This is a genomic window from Pseudomonas sp. LBUM1641, assembly GCF_059716235.1.
In genome coordinates this window covers 2,286,180-2,302,377 of sequence record NZ_CP166815.1, presented here as the reverse complement: position 1 = coordinate 2,302,377, position 16,198 = coordinate 2,286,180, and the positions used below count along the sequence as shown (strand labels likewise).

13 protein-coding genes and 4 tRNA genes are annotated in these 16,198 nt (G+C 59.9%); 4 read left to right on the top strand and 13 right to left on the bottom strand.

The features are described from left to right. The 11 genes from ACA046_RS10600 to gltX form a co-directional block, all read right to left on the bottom strand. Positions 1–819 (bottom strand): hypothetical protein, encoded by an 819-nt coding sequence (locus tag ACA046_RS10600; protein WP_459027552.1) that lies wholly within the window; start codon positions 817–819, stop codon positions 1–3. Between the two features lie 229 nt (positions 820–1,048). Continuing rightward, on the bottom strand, positions 1,049–2,206 hold the full coding sequence (locus ACA046_RS10595) for an adhesin (protein ID WP_497676436.1): 1,158 nt from the start codon (positions 2,204–2,206) through the stop codon (positions 1,049–1,051). Positions 2,207–2,687: 481 nt separating this feature from the next. Further along, on the bottom strand, positions 2,688–3,665 hold the full coding sequence (locus ACA046_RS10590) for a tRNA dihydrouridine synthase (protein WP_167662432.1): 978 nt from the start codon (positions 3,663–3,665) through the stop codon (positions 2,688–2,690). Between the two features lie 40 nt (positions 3,666–3,705). Continuing rightward, on the bottom strand, positions 3,706–4,155 hold the full coding sequence (locus ACA046_RS10585; RefSeq protein ID WP_017478790.1) for an acyl-CoA thioesterase: 450 nt from the start codon (positions 4,153–4,155) through the stop codon (positions 3,706–3,708). A 50-nt stretch (positions 4,156–4,205) separates the two neighbouring features. Next, positions 4,206–5,039: an alpha/beta hydrolase gene (locus tag ACA046_RS10580; protein ID WP_459027545.1), complete on the bottom strand. Its 834-nt coding sequence runs from the start codon at positions 5,037–5,039 to the stop codon at positions 4,206–4,208. A gap of 28 nt (positions 5,040–5,067) precedes the next feature. Further along, the gene (locus ACA046_RS10575) at positions 5,068–5,607 is read right to left on the bottom strand and encodes a TetR/AcrR family transcriptional regulator (protein ID WP_459027543.1); all 540 of its coding nucleotides are present in this window, start codon (positions 5,605–5,607) and stop codon (positions 5,068–5,070) included. A 183-nt stretch (positions 5,608–5,790) separates the two neighbouring features. After that, positions 5,791–5,866, bottom strand: a tRNA-Glu gene (locus ACA046_RS10570). A gap of 80 nt (positions 5,867–5,946) precedes the next feature. Further along, positions 5,947–6,022 (bottom strand) — tRNA-Ala (locus ACA046_RS10565). A 50-nt stretch (positions 6,023–6,072) separates the two neighbouring features. After that, positions 6,073–6,148, bottom strand: a tRNA-Glu gene (locus ACA046_RS10560). An 80-nt stretch (positions 6,149–6,228) separates the two neighbouring features. Beyond that, positions 6,229–6,304: transfer RNA gene (locus ACA046_RS10555), tRNA-Ala, on the bottom strand. Between the two features lie 147 nt (positions 6,305–6,451). Continuing rightward, positions 6,452–7,933, bottom strand: coding sequence for a glutamate--tRNA ligase (gene gltX / locus ACA046_RS10550; RefSeq protein WP_459027541.1), 1,482 nt, complete (start codon positions 7,931–7,933; stop codon positions 6,452–6,454). A gap of 196 nt (positions 7,934–8,129) precedes the next feature. On the opposite strand from gltX, the gene ACA046_RS10545 reads away from it, so the two are divergent. Together ACA046_RS10545 and ACA046_RS10540 are read left to right on the top strand one after the other, a co-directional pair. Continuing rightward, positions 8,130–9,176 carry an HlyD family secretion protein gene (locus tag ACA046_RS10545; RefSeq protein ID WP_497676435.1) on the top strand — a complete coding sequence of 349 codons (1,047 nt, stop codon included), beginning with the start codon at positions 8,130–8,132 and terminating at the stop codon, positions 9,174–9,176. Further along, positions 9,166–10,716, top strand: a complete 1,551-nt coding sequence (locus ACA046_RS10540) for an MDR family MFS transporter (protein ID WP_497676434.1) — start codon at positions 9,166–9,168, stop codon at positions 10,714–10,716. Before ACA046_RS10545 ends, ACA046_RS10540 begins: the two co-directional genes overlap by 11 nt. Positions 10,717–10,870: 154 nt before the next feature. Here the strand turns inward: ACA046_RS10540 and uvrB are convergent, their stop codons facing one another. Next, complete coding sequence (gene uvrB, locus ACA046_RS10535) at positions 10,871–12,886, bottom strand: excinuclease ABC subunit UvrB (protein ID WP_076016086.1); 2,016 nt, start codon at positions 12,884–12,886, stop codon at positions 10,871–10,873. Positions 12,887–13,229: 343 nt separating this feature from the next. Here uvrB and ACA046_RS10530 point away from each other — a divergent pair, with 343 nt between their 5' ends. Together ACA046_RS10530 and ACA046_RS10525 are read left to right on the top strand one after the other, a co-directional pair. After that, positions 13,230–14,426: an amino acid aminotransferase gene (locus tag ACA046_RS10530; RefSeq protein WP_497676433.1), complete on the top strand. Its 1,197-nt coding sequence runs from the start codon at positions 13,230–13,232 to the stop codon at positions 14,424–14,426. A gap of 320 nt (positions 14,427–14,746) precedes the next feature. Next, positions 14,747–14,956: a hypothetical protein gene (locus ACA046_RS10525; RefSeq protein WP_167662439.1), complete on the top strand. Its 210-nt coding sequence runs from the start codon at positions 14,747–14,749 to the stop codon at positions 14,954–14,956. A 347-nt stretch (positions 14,957–15,303) separates the two neighbouring features. On the opposite strand, the gene ptrR is transcribed toward ACA046_RS10525, so the two are convergent. Then, a complete protein-coding gene (gene ptrR, locus ACA046_RS10520; protein ID WP_459027534.1) occupies positions 15,304–16,179 on the bottom strand; it encodes a putrescine utilization regulator PtrR in 876 nt (291 codons plus the stop codon). Positions 16,180–16,198 lie beyond the last annotated feature (19 nt).

Below are 16,198 nucleotides of genomic sequence, written 5' to 3'. Positions count from 1 at the left end.
TCAGCCTGCGAGAACGTCATTTTTTAATGCGATGGCCACCCCCTTACGCGGCGGCCCTCCTTTCTTGCCGTATAACTCCTCACATCCATCAACCACCGCTACTGAGTGAGCACTCCTGTTGACCATCCCTATCAACGACTTATCCTTAAGAAAGGCATCTACCGATACCGTCGCCATGTACCTGCGCAATCCCAGCCGCTGAAAGCCTTCCCCCGCCCCTCTTTCATCTTCACCATTGTTAAGGCTGTGTATGGCGGCCTCAATACTTCTCCCAGCAGTTCCGTCATTGTTTTCCATCATCGCCCGCTTGGCGCTCACGGCAAACAGAAAGTGCGCGTCCTTGAGCATGCCGGGATCACGCATCGGGACAAACTTTGAGCCCCTTATCGCCATGTCCAGCTCATGTTTTTTCAAGTCCAGCTTGTATCCGTCCCGCATCTCCACGCGGTAGTCATTACCTATGGCTTGAACAGACTTGAAAATATCGGTCGGGCTTTGCCCAAACCTCATCATCGCCGCCTTGATCGCCGAAATCGTCACGCAGTTACCATCGGGGCCCTGGCGGAAACCGTTCCAGACATTGTCGGGTTTCGCACCATTGCGCTTGCTGGACAGGTCTCGAAGAGGCTGCGCATTCGGGTCAGGAAGCGGTGAAACAGGACGGGGTATCACCGGAGGCTGTGGCAACGGTGTTACCGGGGTCGGAACCGTGTTCGTCGGATCCTTGCCAGCCAGCACACTTTGCAACTGGGCAAAGAACTGCGTAAAGACTTCGAGCAACTTCGCCAGCATTGGACCGTTGTTTGTTGCATCGCCCACGCCTCGATCGTTATTGCTGAATACTGATACAGCCCCCCCATCAACTTTTATCTCGTCCGTCGAAACCGTCCTTGGCCGTACTGGACACGAGTCCAGATGCTGATACTCCGTGCTTGCCTGCATCCTTTGACTAATAGGTAAACAAGACATAAATCCCCCTTTTCCAGAAGCCCCCCGGTCTTGACGACCGGGAAGCAATTTCCTTGATAAACCTTGAGAGGTTGCCGTTTTATCGGCTTATCCGACGACCTGGATTGAAGCGCCAATCGTTGTTGGAAGCCTGTTTCCTGCTGTTGCCGGACAACTCAGAAAAGTCGTCCTCGGCAGGTCCTGGAGCCGTCACGTCCGGCGTTACTGGAGGCTGGGGGGCGATTGGCGTCTTGTCATCAACGACTGGCGTTACTGGCCTGTCAGGAACAACTGGCGCTTGGTCATCAACTCCGGGCTTTACTGGCCTTCGGTCTTGCGACCCGGGCTGCACCTCGGGATGAGGGCAGGGACAGTTCATAACTTGAACGGTGACATTGGTAGTCACCCTATTGTCCGGGAATGCGTCCGGCCGGAAGCCAGGGTCGATCCTGTGTCGCGTTGATAACGCATTCGTTTCAGGCGCGACGTTAAGCCTCGGCGCCGGAACTACTGGGTTGACACCCGGCTTGACGTTGGTTGCCGGGGTCGGCACCGCTGGATTGCTGTCCGCCTGAACCTTGGGCGCAAGGTCCTGAACCGCTGGTTTCACATCCGGCTTGATGTTGGTTGCCGGGGTCGGCACCGCTGGATTGCTGTCCGCCTGAACCTTGGGCGCAAGGTCCTGAACCGCTGGTTTCACATCCGGCTTGATGTTGGTTGCCGAGGTCGGCACCGCTGGATTGCTGTCCGCCTGAACCTTGGGCGCAAGGTCCTGAACCGCTGGTTTCACATCCGGCTTGATGTTGGTTGCCGGGGTCGGCACCGCTGGATTGCTGTCAGCCTTGACCTTCGCCAACGCATCGCCGCTCTGCTCGGATTTATTGGACTGCGGTGCTGCATCGGGCATCGGCCTGGGCAGGCCTCCCTGACCCGACAGCATGTTGCGTATCGCTTTGAACGCAAACTCAAACATCTCAAACAACTTTTCAAGCGCGTCCTTGTTGAAGGTCACGGTGCCGTCTTTTGCAACAGTTGTACCGTTCTTCAGCAAGTTACTGTCCGTACTTGAAGGGGAATCGCTGGCAGTGTTAGCCACCGGCTTTGGTGTATCCGTCACCGGCGAGTGAAGATCATTATTCAAGCGCGGAAAGTTATTAACTGACAAATTAGACATTGATAAATCCTTATTAAGCGATACCCCAAACACCGTTACTGGCCTGGGGATCAATTGATCTGATGTTGAACTGAAAACAAACACGAGTCATGCACACTCCCTACTTTCGTGGGGGTTGCAGCCATCGAGTTCCGATAATCAGCCCTCACATAAGGACATCAAAATTAAAACCGGGACGTTATCCTATGGACATTCCAGAAAATGTCGTGTTCTTACTCGACTTCCGCCCCCCAGAACCCGATACATTGAGCAATACTCAGCGCCATCGGCAAATCGATGAAATCAGTCACTCATACAATCAAACCAGACTTATGTTATCGGGCGCGCCCACATACCCAACTAACCAATCCAATAAAATACGTCAGCCCCAACAGTAAAAACATGTAGCAAATACGCACCACCTAACACATATCAAGCAAATATAAGGTGGATAAAAAAAACAACATAAGATTAAAAACTTGCCGCTCGCCCGCGTACTCCGGCGATGAGACACTTTATCGCAAGCACAAAAAAGGGCGCCAACGGCGCCCTCTCATGCAGGCTTGAAATGCTTATATATATGAACTTAATCTTTCAGTGCCAACGCCTGCGCGCCAGCATCCGGTATTCCCAGTAATCGTCCGACCTGCTCCAGGTCCGTTTCCCGGCGCATCGCCGTGAACAACTCCACCGCCTCGGGGTAGTTGCGGGTCAGCATCGCCAACCATTGCTTCAAACGGCCAGGCGCCTGGCGCTCGGTCAGTTGCTCCACCGATTGCCTCCAGAACTCATGAAGCATCGGCTGCATCTGCGCCCAGGTCATCTCCACGACTTCTTCGCCAGCACGTGCGGCAGCGATCTGCCGGGCCAGGTCGGGACGGGCCACCAGGCCGCGGCCGAGCATGATGTCTTCCACGCCGCTGATTTCCCGGCAACGTCGCCAGTCTTCAACGCTCCAGATATCACCGTTGGCAAACACCGGCACCTTCACCACCTCCTGCACACGCGGGATCCACTCCCAATGCGCGGGCGGCTTGTAGCCGTCAACCTTGGTGCGTGCGTGCACCACGATATGCGCCGCGCCGCCTTCGGCCAGGGCCGTGGCGCACACCAGGGCACCGTCCGGGCTGTCGAAGCCCAGGCGCATCTTGGCAGTGACCGGAATGTGGGCCGGCACCGCACGCCGTACGTGCTCGACGATCTGGTTGAGCAGTTCCGGCTCTTTGAGCAGCACCGCCCCACCCCGTGACTTGTTGACGGTCTTGGCCGGGCAACCGAAGTTCAGGTCAACCACCTGGGAGCCCAGCTCACACGCCAGGGCCGCGTTTTCCGCCAGGCACACAGGGTCTGAACCGAGTAACTGCACGCGCAGAGGCACGCCGGCAGCGGTCTTGGCACCGTGCAGCAACTCAGGGGCAAGTTTGTGGAAATAGGCAGGCGTCAGCAGGCGGTCGTTGACCCGGATGAACTCGGTCACGCACCAATCAATACCGCCGACCCGGGTCAGCACGTCCCGCAGGATGTTGTCGACCAACCCCTCCATGGGCGCCAAAGCAATTTGCATGGAAAACACTCAACGAAAAACGTGGCGCAGTTTACGGGCTTCAGGCGCCGGAGGGTAATTCGCCTTGCAGCGCAGGGCCGTAACCTTCAAGAAATTCCGACGGCATGCGCTTGGGCTTGCCGCTGGACAGTTCGATGCAGACAAAGGTGGTTTGCGCCCGCAGCAAGGTGGCGCCGTCACGCGGGCGTACCAGTTGGAAGCGTCGGGTCATTTTCAGGCGCTGGTCCCAGTCGACGATCCAGGTCGCCAACTGCAGCTCGTCGCCTTCGTAGCCGGCGGCGAGGTAATCAATCTCATGACGCACCACGGCCATGGCACGGTCCAGCCGGCGGTACTCGGTGAGGTCCAGCCCCAAGCGCTGGGAATGGCGCCAGGCACAACGCTCCAGCCAGGACACGTACACCGCGTTGTTGGCGTGCCCCAGGCCGTCGATGTCTTCGGCACCGACCTGAAGATCGATGATAAACGGCGTTGCCAAATCCCAGCCCATGCGGTGCTCCCAGTCGATTAATGTCGGCGGCGAGCAGTGTAACCCATGGTTCAGGCGGTTTGGCGCTCTGGCACGTGGCGGCCGGCCAGCAGCGCCAGTACGCCTTCGATCACGCGCGGATCTGCCAGCACCTTCTGGTGCCCGCCTTGCTCCAGGCGCAGCAGGCGGCTGTCGAACCAGGCGTCGTGGATGACCTGGCAGGCTTTGACCGAGACGAACGTGTCGTCTTCGGCATGCACGATCAGGCCCGGGATATTCATTTGATAATGAGCCACGTCGAGGTGCCTGAGAGGCATTCCCATGGTCAGCTCCACCTCTTGGATAAACGCCGAACGCGCACGGGCCGGTAAACCAACCATGCCGGCAAAACCACGCAGCACGTCGAGAAACCGCGAGGGTGCGGCGATGCTCACCAATGCCTCAGTGCGCAAACCCAACTGCACCGCGAGCATCGCGCTGGCGCCACCCATGGAGTGACCGACGACGGCATGCAGCGGCGGTAACTCGGCAGCCGCTTCCAGCATGGCGCGGGCGAACAGCAGCACGTGGGCTTCGCGCCCCGGCGAACGGCCATGAGCCGGACCATCCAGCGCAACCACCGAATAGCCCGCCTCCACCAATGCCGTGATCAAGCTGGCGAACTGCGTCGGGCGCCCTTCCCAGCCATGCATCAACAACACTGCTGGGCCTTGGCCCCACTTCAGCGCCGACAGACCGAAACGCAAAGTGATGCGCTCGGACTGCGCCAGCAACGGCAGCTCCCAGTCACGGGGCGGCAGATCGCGAGGCGTCATGAATACTCGACGCATCTTGCTGGCAACGGTGTGCGGCGCCAGCCGGCCCAAGGTGCCATTGACGCCACGAATCCATTTCAACGTGCCCATCGCTCATTCCTCAGGCCAGAAGCCGTTTTTAACGCACTGCGGACTTGGCCGCACGCAACACACGGTCCGACAACTCACCCGGGCCCAAGGCGCGGGCCAGCGACAGGCCGCCGATCATCAGCGCCATGTCGGCCAGGGCCTTGTCGGTGTCTTCCGGGCTGGCAGCCAACTGTGCAGCCATCAGCTCACAATGCTCGTTCAAGGCCTGGCGGAATTCGTCCGGCAGGCGGCTCATCTCGCCCACGGTGGCCGGGATCGGGCACGCCTGGGCGGTGGAGTCACGGTGCTTGCGCGACAGGTAGAACGCTGCCACCAGGGCGCGGCGCTCTTCACCGGTCAAGTTCGAGTCCATGTCATCGATGGACGCGCGACGCCGGGCCAACAACGCGGTGAAGGCCTCCAGCATCAACGCATCCTTGCTTTCAAAGTGCGCGTAGAAACCACCGACGGTGAGCCCCGCCGCGCCCATCACTTCGCCCACACTCGGCTCGGCCGGGCCACGCTGCACCAGGGCGGCGCCGGCAGCTTGCAGAATACGTTCGCGGGTTTGCGCTTTTTTATCGTTCATCGTTGCCTCCGAATCTCATGCTTCGAATATTATTACCATAATAATATTTCGCAAGCCACAGGCATGACCATTGGTCAGAAGAACATTTAGAGAAGAGGAAGGAGGATTGGCCAAACGCCAGACAAACAAAAGGGCCATTCAATAATTGAATGACCCTTAAAAATCCCGCAGAGCGGGTAATCGTGGCGTCCCCTAGGGGACTCGAACCCCTGTTACCGCCGTGAAAGGGCGGTGTCCTAGGCCACTAGACGAAGGGGACACAAACCTTCTATACAACTGATCAGCGCTGAGACCTGATCGAATTCAAGGACGGTGTGGCCAGACCTTGAACCTGTAAATTGGTGGAGCTAAACGGGATCGAACCGTTGACCTCTTGCATGCCATGCAAGCGCTCTCCCAGCTGAGCTATAGCCCCGGATTTTTCGCCTCGCGGCGCAGCAGACCTTTCGAGCTGCTTGTTGAAACTGGCGTCCCCTAGGGGACTCGAACCCCTGTTACCGCCGTGAAAGGGCGGTGTCCTAGGCCACTAGACGAAGGGGACACAAACCTTCTATACAACTGATCAGCGCTGAGACCTGATCGAATTCAAGGACGGTGTGGCCAGACCTTGAACCTGTAAATTGGTGGAGCTAAACGGGATCGAACCGTTGACCTCTTGCATGCCATGCAAGCGCTCTCCCAGCTGAGCTATAGCCCCTCGTCGGTGAGGACGGGGCGAATCTTAATGGCGTATTTGAAACGTGTCAAATTTATTTTCAACAATTTCCAAAATTTTTTGCCGAGATAACAATCACTTACCGAGCAAACCCCGGAAAACCGGGGTTTGACCGTTACAACAGCTTACTTAAGCGATAGCGCCCAGCAGCTTTTCCCATTCCTTGTTTTCTTTCTTCGACACACCACCAAGCAAATCAAGGGCTTGGCGCAGACGGAAACGGGTCAGGTCCGGGCCCAGAATTTCCATCGCATCGAGGACCGACACCGAACTGGCCTGCCCGGTGATCGCGGCAAACATCAGCGGCATGGCATCGCGCAGTTTCAATTCCAGGGATTCAACCACCGCCTGAATAGTCGCGGTGATTGCATCCTTCTCCCACTGGCGCAGGCTTTCGAGCTTCCACAGGATCAACTGCATCAACTGGCGAACCTGGTCACCCGAGAGTTTCTTCGACTCAAACAGCTTCACGTCCGGGTTCACGCCACCGGCAAAGAAGAAGCTCGCCAACGGTGCGACCTGGCTGAACGTCTCCACCCTGCCCTGCACCAGCGGCGCGATCTTCATCATGTACTCGGGGTTCAACGCCCATTGCTGCAAGCGGCTGGCGAACTCTTCCACCGGCAGGTCACGCAGCCACTGGCCGTTGAGCCACGACAGTTTCTCGATGTCGAAGATCGGCCCGCCCAGGGACACGCGGGACAGGTCGAAGTTATCGACCATTTCCTGCAACGAGAACTTCTCGCGCTCGTCCGGCATCGACCAGCCCATGCGGCCCAAATAGTTGAGCATCGCCTCAGGCATGAAGCCCATACGCTCGTAGAAGGTCACCGAAGTCGGGTTCTTGCGCTTGGACAGCTTGCTCTTGTCCGGGTTACGCAGCAGCGGCATGTAGCACAGCTGCGGTTGTTCCCAGCCGAAGTACTCGTAGAGCAGGATCAGTTTCGGCGCCGATGGCAGCCACTCTTCGCCACGCAGTACGTGGGTGATGCCCATCAGGTGGTCATCGACCACGTTGGCCAGGAAGTACGTCGGCAGGCCGTCGGTCTTCATCAGCACTTGCATGTCCATGCGGTCCCACGGGATCTCGACGTCGCCGCGCAGCATGTCCGGCACCACGCACACGCCTTCGCTCGGCACCTTCATGCGGATAACGTGCGGCTCGCCGGCGGCCAGGCGCTGGGCCACTTCTTCTTTCGACAGCAGCAGCGCGCGGCCGTCATAGCGCGGGGTTTCGCCACGGGCCTGTTGCTCGGCGCGCATCTGGTCCAGCTCTTCGGCGGTGCAGAAGCACGGGAAGGCGTGGCCCATGTCGACCAACTGCTGGGTGTACTGTTTGTAGATGTCGCTGCGCTCGCTCTGGCGATACGGGCCGTGGGGGCCGCCGACATCCGGGCCTTCAGCCCAGGTAATGCCCAACCAGCGCAGGGCATCGAAAATCTGCTGTTCCGACTCACGGGTGGAGCGCAGTTGATCGGTGTCTTCGATCCGCAGGATGAATTCACCGCCATGCTGCTTGGCAAAGCAGTAGTTGAACAAGGCGATGTAAGCAGTACCTACGTGGGGATCCCCAGTAGGCGATGGCGCGATGCGCGTGCGGACGGTGGTCATGGCGGGTCTCGAATTGGCGATAAAACTGAAAATGAAACAAGGGGCGAATGGTAACAGCCCCAAGCCCTTGGGCTCCAGCGTGGGGAGGCGAACAAAGGGCATATGAGACAAGCTCCGGTCTCAAGACTCGACATGGCTATTTGCCAGACGGTTCGCTGGCTATATTCCATTACCTTTTGTTACCGACATGATCGCCATGCCTGCCCCGCTCAAACGCCGCCTGTTTATCTTCCTGTTGATCGTGGTCCTGATTGCCGCGGGCTTTTTAGCCCAGTGGTTCTTCAAGGGCCGCTTTTATGAAAGCACCGACAACGCCTACGTCCAGGGCGAGATCACCCGCGTCTCCAGCCAGCTTGGCGCGCGCATCGTCGAGGTGCTGGTGGGCGACAACGAACACGTGGAAAAAGGCCAACTGCTGGTCAAGCTCGAAGGCGACGACTTCCACCTCGCTGTCGACCACGCCAACGCCGCCCTGGCCATGCGCGAAGCCGAACGCGTACAGGCCCAGAGCAAACTCACCCAGCAAGCCAGCCTGATTGCCGCCGGTGCAGCCAAGGTTTCTTCCAGCCAGGCCACCCTCGGCCGCTCGCAGATCGACCTGAACCGCGCACAAACCCTGCGCAAACCCGGCTACGTCTCCGAAGAACGCGTCACCACCCTCGACGCCGACAACCATATCGCCCGCTCCCAGGTGACCATGGCCCAGGCCGACCTGCAGGGCCAGCGCCAGCAAGTCAACGCCCTGAACGCCGAGATCAAGCGCCTCGACGCGATGATCGCCAACGCCAAGACCGACCTGGCCCAGGCCGAACTGAACCTGACCCGCAGCGAAATCCACGCGCCCATCAGCGGCCTGATCGGCCAGCGTGCTGCGCGTAACGGCCAATATGTGCAAGCCGGCGCCTACCTGCTGTCAATCGTCCCGGACCGGGACATCTGGGTGCAGGCCAACTTCAAGGAAACCCAGATTGGCCACATGCAGCCCGGGCAAAAGGCCGAGCTGACGTTCGACGCCTACAGCGATACCCCAATCGAAGGCCGCGTCGCCAACCTGTTCGGCGCCTCCGGCGCGCAGTTCAGCCTGCTGCCGCCGGACAACGCCACCGGCAACTTCACCAAAGTCGTACAACGGATTCCGGTCAAACTGACCTTCGCCGCCGACAACCCGCTGCAGGGCAAAATCCGCCCGGGCATGTCGGTGACGGTCAAAGTGAATATCAAAGACCCGCACGATGGCCGGTGATCAACTGCTGGCCCCGATCGGAGAACCGACCCGGCGCGACTGGATCGCGGTCATGAGCGTGATGCTCGGCGCCTTTATGGCAGTGCTCGACATCCAGATCACCAACTCGTCCCTCAAGGACATTCAGGGCGCACTGTCGGCCACCCTGGAAGAAGGCTCGTGGATTTCCACCTCCTACCTTGTGGCCGAAATCATCATGATCCCCCTCACCGCCTGGCTGGTGCAGCTGTTGTCGGCGCGCCGCCTGGCGGTGTGGGTGTCCGGCGGGTTCCTGATCGCCTCGCTGATGTGTTCCATGGCCTGGAGCCTGGAAAGCATGATCGTGTTCCGCGCCTTTCAGGGGTTTACCGGCGGCGCGCTGATCCCGCTGGCGTTCACCCTCACCCTGATCAAGTTGCCCGAGCATCACCGCGCCAAAGGCATGGCGATGTTCGCCATGACCGCCACCTTCGCCCCGTCCATCGGCCCGACCATCGGCGGCTGGTTGACCGAGAATTGGGGCTGGGAATACATCTTCTACATCAACATCCCGCCGGGCCTGATCATGATCGCCGGGCTGCTGTACGGCCTGGAGAAAAAGGACTCCAACTGGGACCTGCTTAAAAGCACCGACTACCTCGGCATCGTCACCATGGCCGTGGGCCTTGGGTGTTTGCAGGTGTTTCTTGAGGAAGGCCATCGCAAGGACTGGCTGGAATCCAGCCTGATTGTCAGCCTGGGCACCGTCGCCCTGCTGAGCCTGATCACCTTTGTGATCGTGCAGATGTCCAAGCCCAACCCGCTGATCAACCTGCGCATCCTCGGCAATCGCAATTTCGGGCTGTCGAGCATTTCCAGCCTGGGGATGGGCGTGGGGTTGTACGGCTCGATTTATCTACTGCCGCTGTACCTGGCGCAGATCCAGAACTACAACGCCCTGCAAATCGGCGAAGTGATCATGTGGATGGGCGTTCCGCAGCTGTTCCTGATTCCGCTGGTACCCAAGCTGATGAAATACGTGTCGCCCAAATGGCTGTGCACGTTGGGGTTCGGGCTGTTCGGGTTGGCGAGCTTTTCATCGGGAGTGCTTAACCCGGACTTCGCCGGCGACCAGTTCAACCGGATCCAGATCATCCGCGCACTGGGGCAGCCGCTGATCATGGTGACGATTTCGTTGATTGCCACGGCGTACATCATGCCGAAGGACGCAGGGTCGGCGTCGAGCCTGTTCAATATTTTGCGAAACCTGGGTGGGGCGATCGGGATTGCGTTGCTGGCGACGCTGCTGGATGCGCGCACCAAGACCTACTTTGATTACCTGCGTGAGGCGATCGTGCCGACCAATCCGCAGGTGGCGGAGCGGATGGCCAGGCTGACGGAGACGTTTGGCAGTGAGACGGCGGCGTTGGGCAAGCTGAGTGAGATTGCCCATCAGCAGGCGCAGATCATGGCCTACAACGATGCGTTTCACTTTGTGGGGTTGGCGTTGGGGATCAGTATGGTGGCGATCTTGTTGACCAAGGCGCTGCCGGCGGGGCTTAAGGCTGGGGAAGCCCACTGAAATAACCTGTGGCGAGGGAGCTTGCTCCCGCTGGGCTGCGAAGCGGCCCCAAAATCCTGGGAGCGCTTCGCACTGGAGCGCCAGCCCGGTCCAGCGGGAGCAAGCTCCCTCGCCACAGCAAGCCCCCTCGCCACAGAAGCTGCATCGCTGCACATCACACAGCCAACAACCGCTCCCGCAACTTACCAATCTCATCGCGCATCTGCGCCGCCGCTTCAAACTCCAGATCCCGCGCCAACTGGTACATCTTCTCTTCCAACTGACGAATCCGCTTGGTGATCTCACTCGGCGAACGCAATTCGGCTTCGTACTTGGCGTTCTCCTCCGCAGCCTTGGCCATGCCCTTGCGCTTCTTGCTGCGCGAGCCCGGCACGGTCGCGCCTTCCATGATGTCGGCCACATCCTTGAACACGCCCTTCGGCGTGATCCCATGTTCCAGGTTGTAGGCAATCTGCTTGTCGCGACGACGCTCGGTCTCGCCAATCGCGCGCTCCATGGAACCGGTAATCCGGTCCGCATACAGAATCGCCCGGCCATTGAGGTTCCGCGCCGCCCGGCCAATCGTTTGAATCAACGAGCGCTCGGACCGCAGGAAGCCTTCCTTGTCAGCATCCAGAATCGCCACCAGGGACACTTCCGGCATGTCCAGACCTTCACGCAGCAGGTTGATCCCCACCAGCACATCGAACGCACCCAGGCGCAGGTCGCGGATGATTTCCACGCGCTCAACGGTGTCGATGTCCGAGTGCAAATACCGCACGCGCACGCCGTGGTCGGCCAGGTAATCGGTCAAGTCTTCGGACATGCGCTTGGTCAGCGTGGTGACCAGCACCCGCTCTTCCAGCGCCACGCGTTTGCCGATCTCAGACAACAAGTCATCGACCTGAGTCAGCGCCGGGCGGATTTCGATTTGCGGGTCCACCAGGCCGGTTGGGCGCACCAGTTGTTCAACCACACGCCCGGCATGTTCGGCCTCGTAGTTACCCGGCGTGGCCGAGACAAAAATCGTCTGCGGGCTGATGCCTTCGAACTCGTCGAAACGCATCGGCCGGTTATCCAGCGCCGACGGCAGGCGGAAGCCGTATTCCACCAAGGTTTCTTTACGCGAGCGGTCACCTTTGTACATCGCGCCCACCTGCGGCACGCTGACGTGGGATTCGTCGATCACCAGCAAGGCGTCGTCCGGCAAGTAATCGAACAAGGTAGGCGGCGCCTGCCCGGACTCGCGGCCCGAGAGGTAGCGCGAGTAGTTTTCGATGCCGTTGCAGTAGCCCAGTTCGAGGATCATCTCCAGGTCGAAACGGGTGCGCTGTTCCAGACGCTGGGCTTCCACCAGCTTGTTGTTGGAACGCAGGTATTCCAGGCGCTCCACCAGTTCGCCCTTGATGCCCTCGATGGCGCCCATCAGGGTTTCGCGCGGGGTCACGTAGTGGCTTTTCGGGTAGAAGGTGAAGCGCGGCAGCTTGCGGATCACCTCGCCGGTCAACGGGTCGAAGGCCGACAGGCTCTCGACTTCATCGTCGAACAGCTCGATGCGGATCGCTTCCAGGTCGGATTCCGCCGGGTAGATGTCAATCACATCGCCACGCACGCGGAAGCTCGCCCGGGCGAAGTCCATGTCGTTGCGGGTGTATTGCAAGCTCGTCAGGCGCCGCAGCAGTTCGCGCTGGTCAAGTTTGTCGCCGCGGTCGACGTGCAGCACCATCTTCAAATAGGTTTCCGGGCTGCCCAGGCCGTAGATGCACGACACCGTGGTGACGATGATCGCGTCCTTGCGCTCCAGCAGCGCCTTGGTCGCCGACAGTCGCATCTGCTCGATGTGGTCGTTGATCGAGGCGTCTTTCTCGATAAAGGTGTCGGACGACGGCACATACGCTTCCGGCTGGTAGTAGTCGTAGTAGGAAACGAAGTACTCCACCGCGTTGTTCGGGAAGAACGCCTTGAACTCGCCATACAACTGCGCGGCCAGGGTCTTGTTCGGCGCCAGCACCAGGGTCGGGCGGTTCACCTGGGCGATCACGTTGGCGATGCTGAAGGTCTTGCCGGAGCCGGTCACCCCGAGCAAGGTCTGGTGTGCCAGGCCGGCTTCGATGCCTTCGACCATCAGGCGGATGGCTTCCGGTTGATCGCCGGCAGGCTCGAAGCGGGTGACTAGCTGGAAATCCGACATAACGTACCTCTTGAGTCACCCCGGGGCCGGAAAAAGCAGCGGGGACGAAAAAGACCGCGACCCGCGACCGTTCGGTGCAGGTTGCAGGAAAAAACCATGATAGCTGTAGAAGTGGAGGCGAATGTGACGGGTTTCAAGGCAATCGTCCTACATGCCATTGCCGGTCAATGTTGCAATAAGACTAACGGTCGATAAATAAACCGAAAAACTTGGCCGAAAAGCCGTTTCGGCTGTCGCCGTGAGCAGTGATGGCCTCTATACTAGCTCCCCGTTTGTGCACCGCTCTAGTGCATTCGGCTGGAGCGCGACACGTCCCTCCACTCTCTATAGAGCTGCCGCAAAAATGAGCCTGTTCTCCGCTGTCGAAATGGCACCACGCGATCCAATCCTGGGCCTCAACGAAGCATTCAACGCCGATACCCGAACCACCAAGGTGAACCTTGGCGTGGGCGTTTACTGCAACGAGGAGGGGAAGATTCCACTCTTGCGTGCCGTTGCCGAAGCGGAAGCCATTCGAGTGGCGCAACACGCCGCCCGTGGCTACTTGCCGATCGACGGCATTGTCGCCTACGACCAGGCCGTGCAAAAGCTGCTGTTTGGCGCTGAATCGCCACTGATCAGCTCCGGCCGCGTGATCACCGCCCAAGCGGTCGGCGGCACCGGCGCCCTGAAAATCGGCGCAGACTTCCTCAAGCAACTGCTGCCCAACGCCGTCGTCGCCATCAGCGACCCGAGCTGGGAAAACCACCAAGCGCTGTTCGAAAAAGCCGGCTTCCCGGTACAGACCTATCGCTACTACGACGCCGCCACCCACGACGTCAACCGCGCCGGCCTGCTGGAAGACCTCAACGCCCTGCCGCCACAGTCCATCGTCGTGCTGCACGCCTGCTGCCACAACCCGACCGGCGTCGACCTGAGCCCGGCCGACTGGCAACAAGTGCTGGACGTGGTCAAGGCGAAAAACCTCGTACCGTTCCTCGACATGGCCTACCAGGGCTTTGGCGACGGCATCGACGAAGACGCCGCGGCGGTGCGCCTGTTCGCCGAGTCGGGCCTGACCTTCTTTGTGTCCAGCTCGTTCTCCAAATCGTTCTCGCTGTACGGCGAGCGCGTGGGCGCCCTGTCCATCGTCACCGACTCCAAAGAAGAAAGCGCGCGCATCCTGTCCCAGGTCAAGCGTGTGATCCGCACCAACTACTCCAACCCGCCGACCCACGGCGCGGCAATCGTTGCAGCGGTGCTGAACGACCCTGAGCTGCGCGCCCAGTGGGAAGCCGAACTGGCCGAAATGCGCCTGCGCATTCGCGGCATGCGCGAGCAGATGGTGGCTGAACTGGCCAAGGCAGCTCCTGGCCACGACTTCAGCTTCGTTGGTCGCCAGCGCGGGATGTTCTCCTATTCTGGCCTGAGCGTTGAGCAAGTGACCCGCCTGCGCAACGAGTTTGGCATCTACGCGCTGGACACCGGCCGCATCTGTGTGGCGGCGTTGAATCAGAACAACATTGATGCAGTGACCAAGGCCATCGTTCAGGTGCTGTAAGCCTGTTGTGATGCAAAAAAAGGGGAAGCCGGTGGCTTCCCCTTTTTACTGCAACATTCTTTTGTGAACACCGAACCTGTGGCGAGGGGGCTTGTCCCCCGTTGGGCTGCGCAGCGGCCCCAAAAACCTGCCACCGTGAACTTTCTGAGTGAATGCGGTGCCTGAATCAGGGCCGCTTCGCGCCCCAACGGGGGACAAGCCCCCTCGCCACAGGGTAAGTGGGTTGCCTAAACAAATAGGGCATCCCCCCTAAAAATTCGCTGCTTTCAGTCCGCTACCCCTAGACTGACAGCAAGACAGTCCCTTCCCTTGAGTAGCCTATGAGAAACGACGACCTGGACCTGCGTGCCGACCGCGACGAACTGGACCACTTCACCCCGCGCCCACCACCCGTCAAGCGCCAGAAAAGCCTGGTACTGCAAGTCGCCCTCGGCGTATTCCTCGGCGGTTTGGCCTTGTGGCTGGTGCAACTGGGCGCCGGCGCGCTGATGGCCAAACTGGCCATGGGCACCCTGCAGTTCGGCGGCTGACAAAGACCAAATGTGGGAGCCGTCGAGCTTCAGCGAGGCCGCGATAGCGGTGGGTCAGGCACCCTCAATATCGACTGTGCCGACCTCATCGCAGCCTCGCTAAAGCTCGACAGCTCCCACAGGGGGCCTATTTCACCTTCAGTCCGCTCTCTTCCGGCAACTATGGTTTGTGCAACTCGGTGCAAGCAGACACCCTGCAATTTGGCGATTAACTCCCTGAGTTGAACTTCCCGTAGCAGCTGTCGAGCCCCAGCGAGGCTGCGTCAGGCGCGACTCGGTTTGAGTGTATGACTCGATAGCGGCAGCGCGGCCAACGCAGCCTCGCTGGGGCTCGACAGCTGCTACGGCTACGATGCCAGGGCCAGGCCGCGCTCTTCCAGCAACCGCACAAAACTGTTCAAGCTCTGCGACACCGTGCCCCGGCGCCAGATCAGCCAGGTATTCAAAATCCGGAACGTATCAGCCAACGGCCACACGCTCACCGTCTTAAACCCTGGCATGCTTTCCAGCATGCTCCTCGGCATCAGTGCCAACCCCGCACCGGCGCTCACGCAAGCCAGCATTCCGTGATAAGACTCCATCTCGAAGATCTTCCCCGGCACCGCACCATCCTGTGAAAACCAGCGCTCAAAGTGGTGCCGGTACGAACAGTTCGAGCGAAACGTGTAGATGCTCTCCCCGCTCACATCCTGCCCCCGGGTGATCGGCGCGTGGTGCAGCGGCGCAATCACCACCATTTCCTCCTCAAACACCGCCACGCCTTCCAGGGTCGCGTGCAGCACCGGCCCATCGACAAACGCCGCCGCCAACCGCCCCGACAACACGCCCTCGATCATCGTCCCGGACGGCCCGGTGGTCAGGTCCAGCTCAACCTTGGCGTGCTTCTGGTTATACGCCGCCAGCAATGCCGGGATGCGCACCGCCGCCGTGCTCTCCAGCGAACCCAGGGCAAACGCGCCCTGAGGCTCCTCCCCCGCCACCGTCGCCCGGGCTTCTTGCACCAGGTCGAGAATCCGCCGGGCATACCCGAGGAAATTCCACCCGGCTGGCGACAACCGCAATCGGCTCTTCTCGCGAATAAACAAATCCACGCCCAGGTCCTGCTCCAACTGCTTGATCCGTGTGGTCAGGTTCGACGGCACCCGATGGATCAACTGCGCGGCGGCGCTGATGCTGCCTTGCTCGGCAACGGCTTTGAAAATTTCCAGCTGGACCAGATCCAAGTCATTCTCCAAACGTGAA

What these genes read in the sequence shown, in the direction of transcription:
- ACA046_RS10590 (WP_167662432.1), bottom strand. Translation starts at nt 3,665, where the DNA reads ATGCAAATTGCTTTGGCGCCCATGGAGGGGTTGGTCGACAACATCCTG.
- ACA046_RS10585 (WP_017478790.1), bottom strand. Translation starts at nt 4,155, where the DNA reads ATGGGCTGGGATTTGGCAACGCCGTTTATCATCGATCTTCAGGTCGGT.
- ACA046_RS10580 (WP_459027545.1), bottom strand. Translation starts at nt 5,039, where the DNA reads ATGGGCACGTTGAAATGGATTCGTGGCGTCAATGGCACCTTGGGCCGG.
- ACA046_RS10575 (WP_459027543.1), bottom strand. Translation starts at nt 5,607, where the DNA reads ATGAACGATAAAAAAGCGCAAACCCGCGAACGTATTCTGCAAGCTGCC.
- gltX (WP_459027541.1), bottom strand. Translation starts at nt 7,933, where the DNA reads ATGACCACCGTCCGCACGCGCATCGCGCCATCGCCTACTGGGGATCCC.
- ACA046_RS10545 (WP_497676435.1), top strand. Translation starts at nt 8,130, where the DNA reads ATGCCTGCCCCGCTCAAACGCCGCCTGTTTATCTTCCTGTTGATCGTG.
- ACA046_RS10540 (WP_497676434.1), top strand. Translation starts at nt 9,166, where the DNA reads ATGGCCGGTGATCAACTGCTGGCCCCGATCGGAGAACCGACCCGGCGC.
- uvrB (WP_076016086.1), bottom strand. Translation starts at nt 12,886, where the DNA reads ATGTCGGATTTCCAGCTAGTCACCCGCTTCGAGCCTGCCGGCGATCAA.
- ACA046_RS10530 (WP_497676433.1), top strand. Translation starts at nt 13,230, where the DNA reads ATGAGCCTGTTCTCCGCTGTCGAAATGGCACCACGCGATCCAATCCTG.
- ACA046_RS10525 (WP_167662439.1), top strand. Translation starts at nt 14,747, where the DNA reads ATGAGAAACGACGACCTGGACCTGCGTGCCGACCGCGACGAACTGGAC.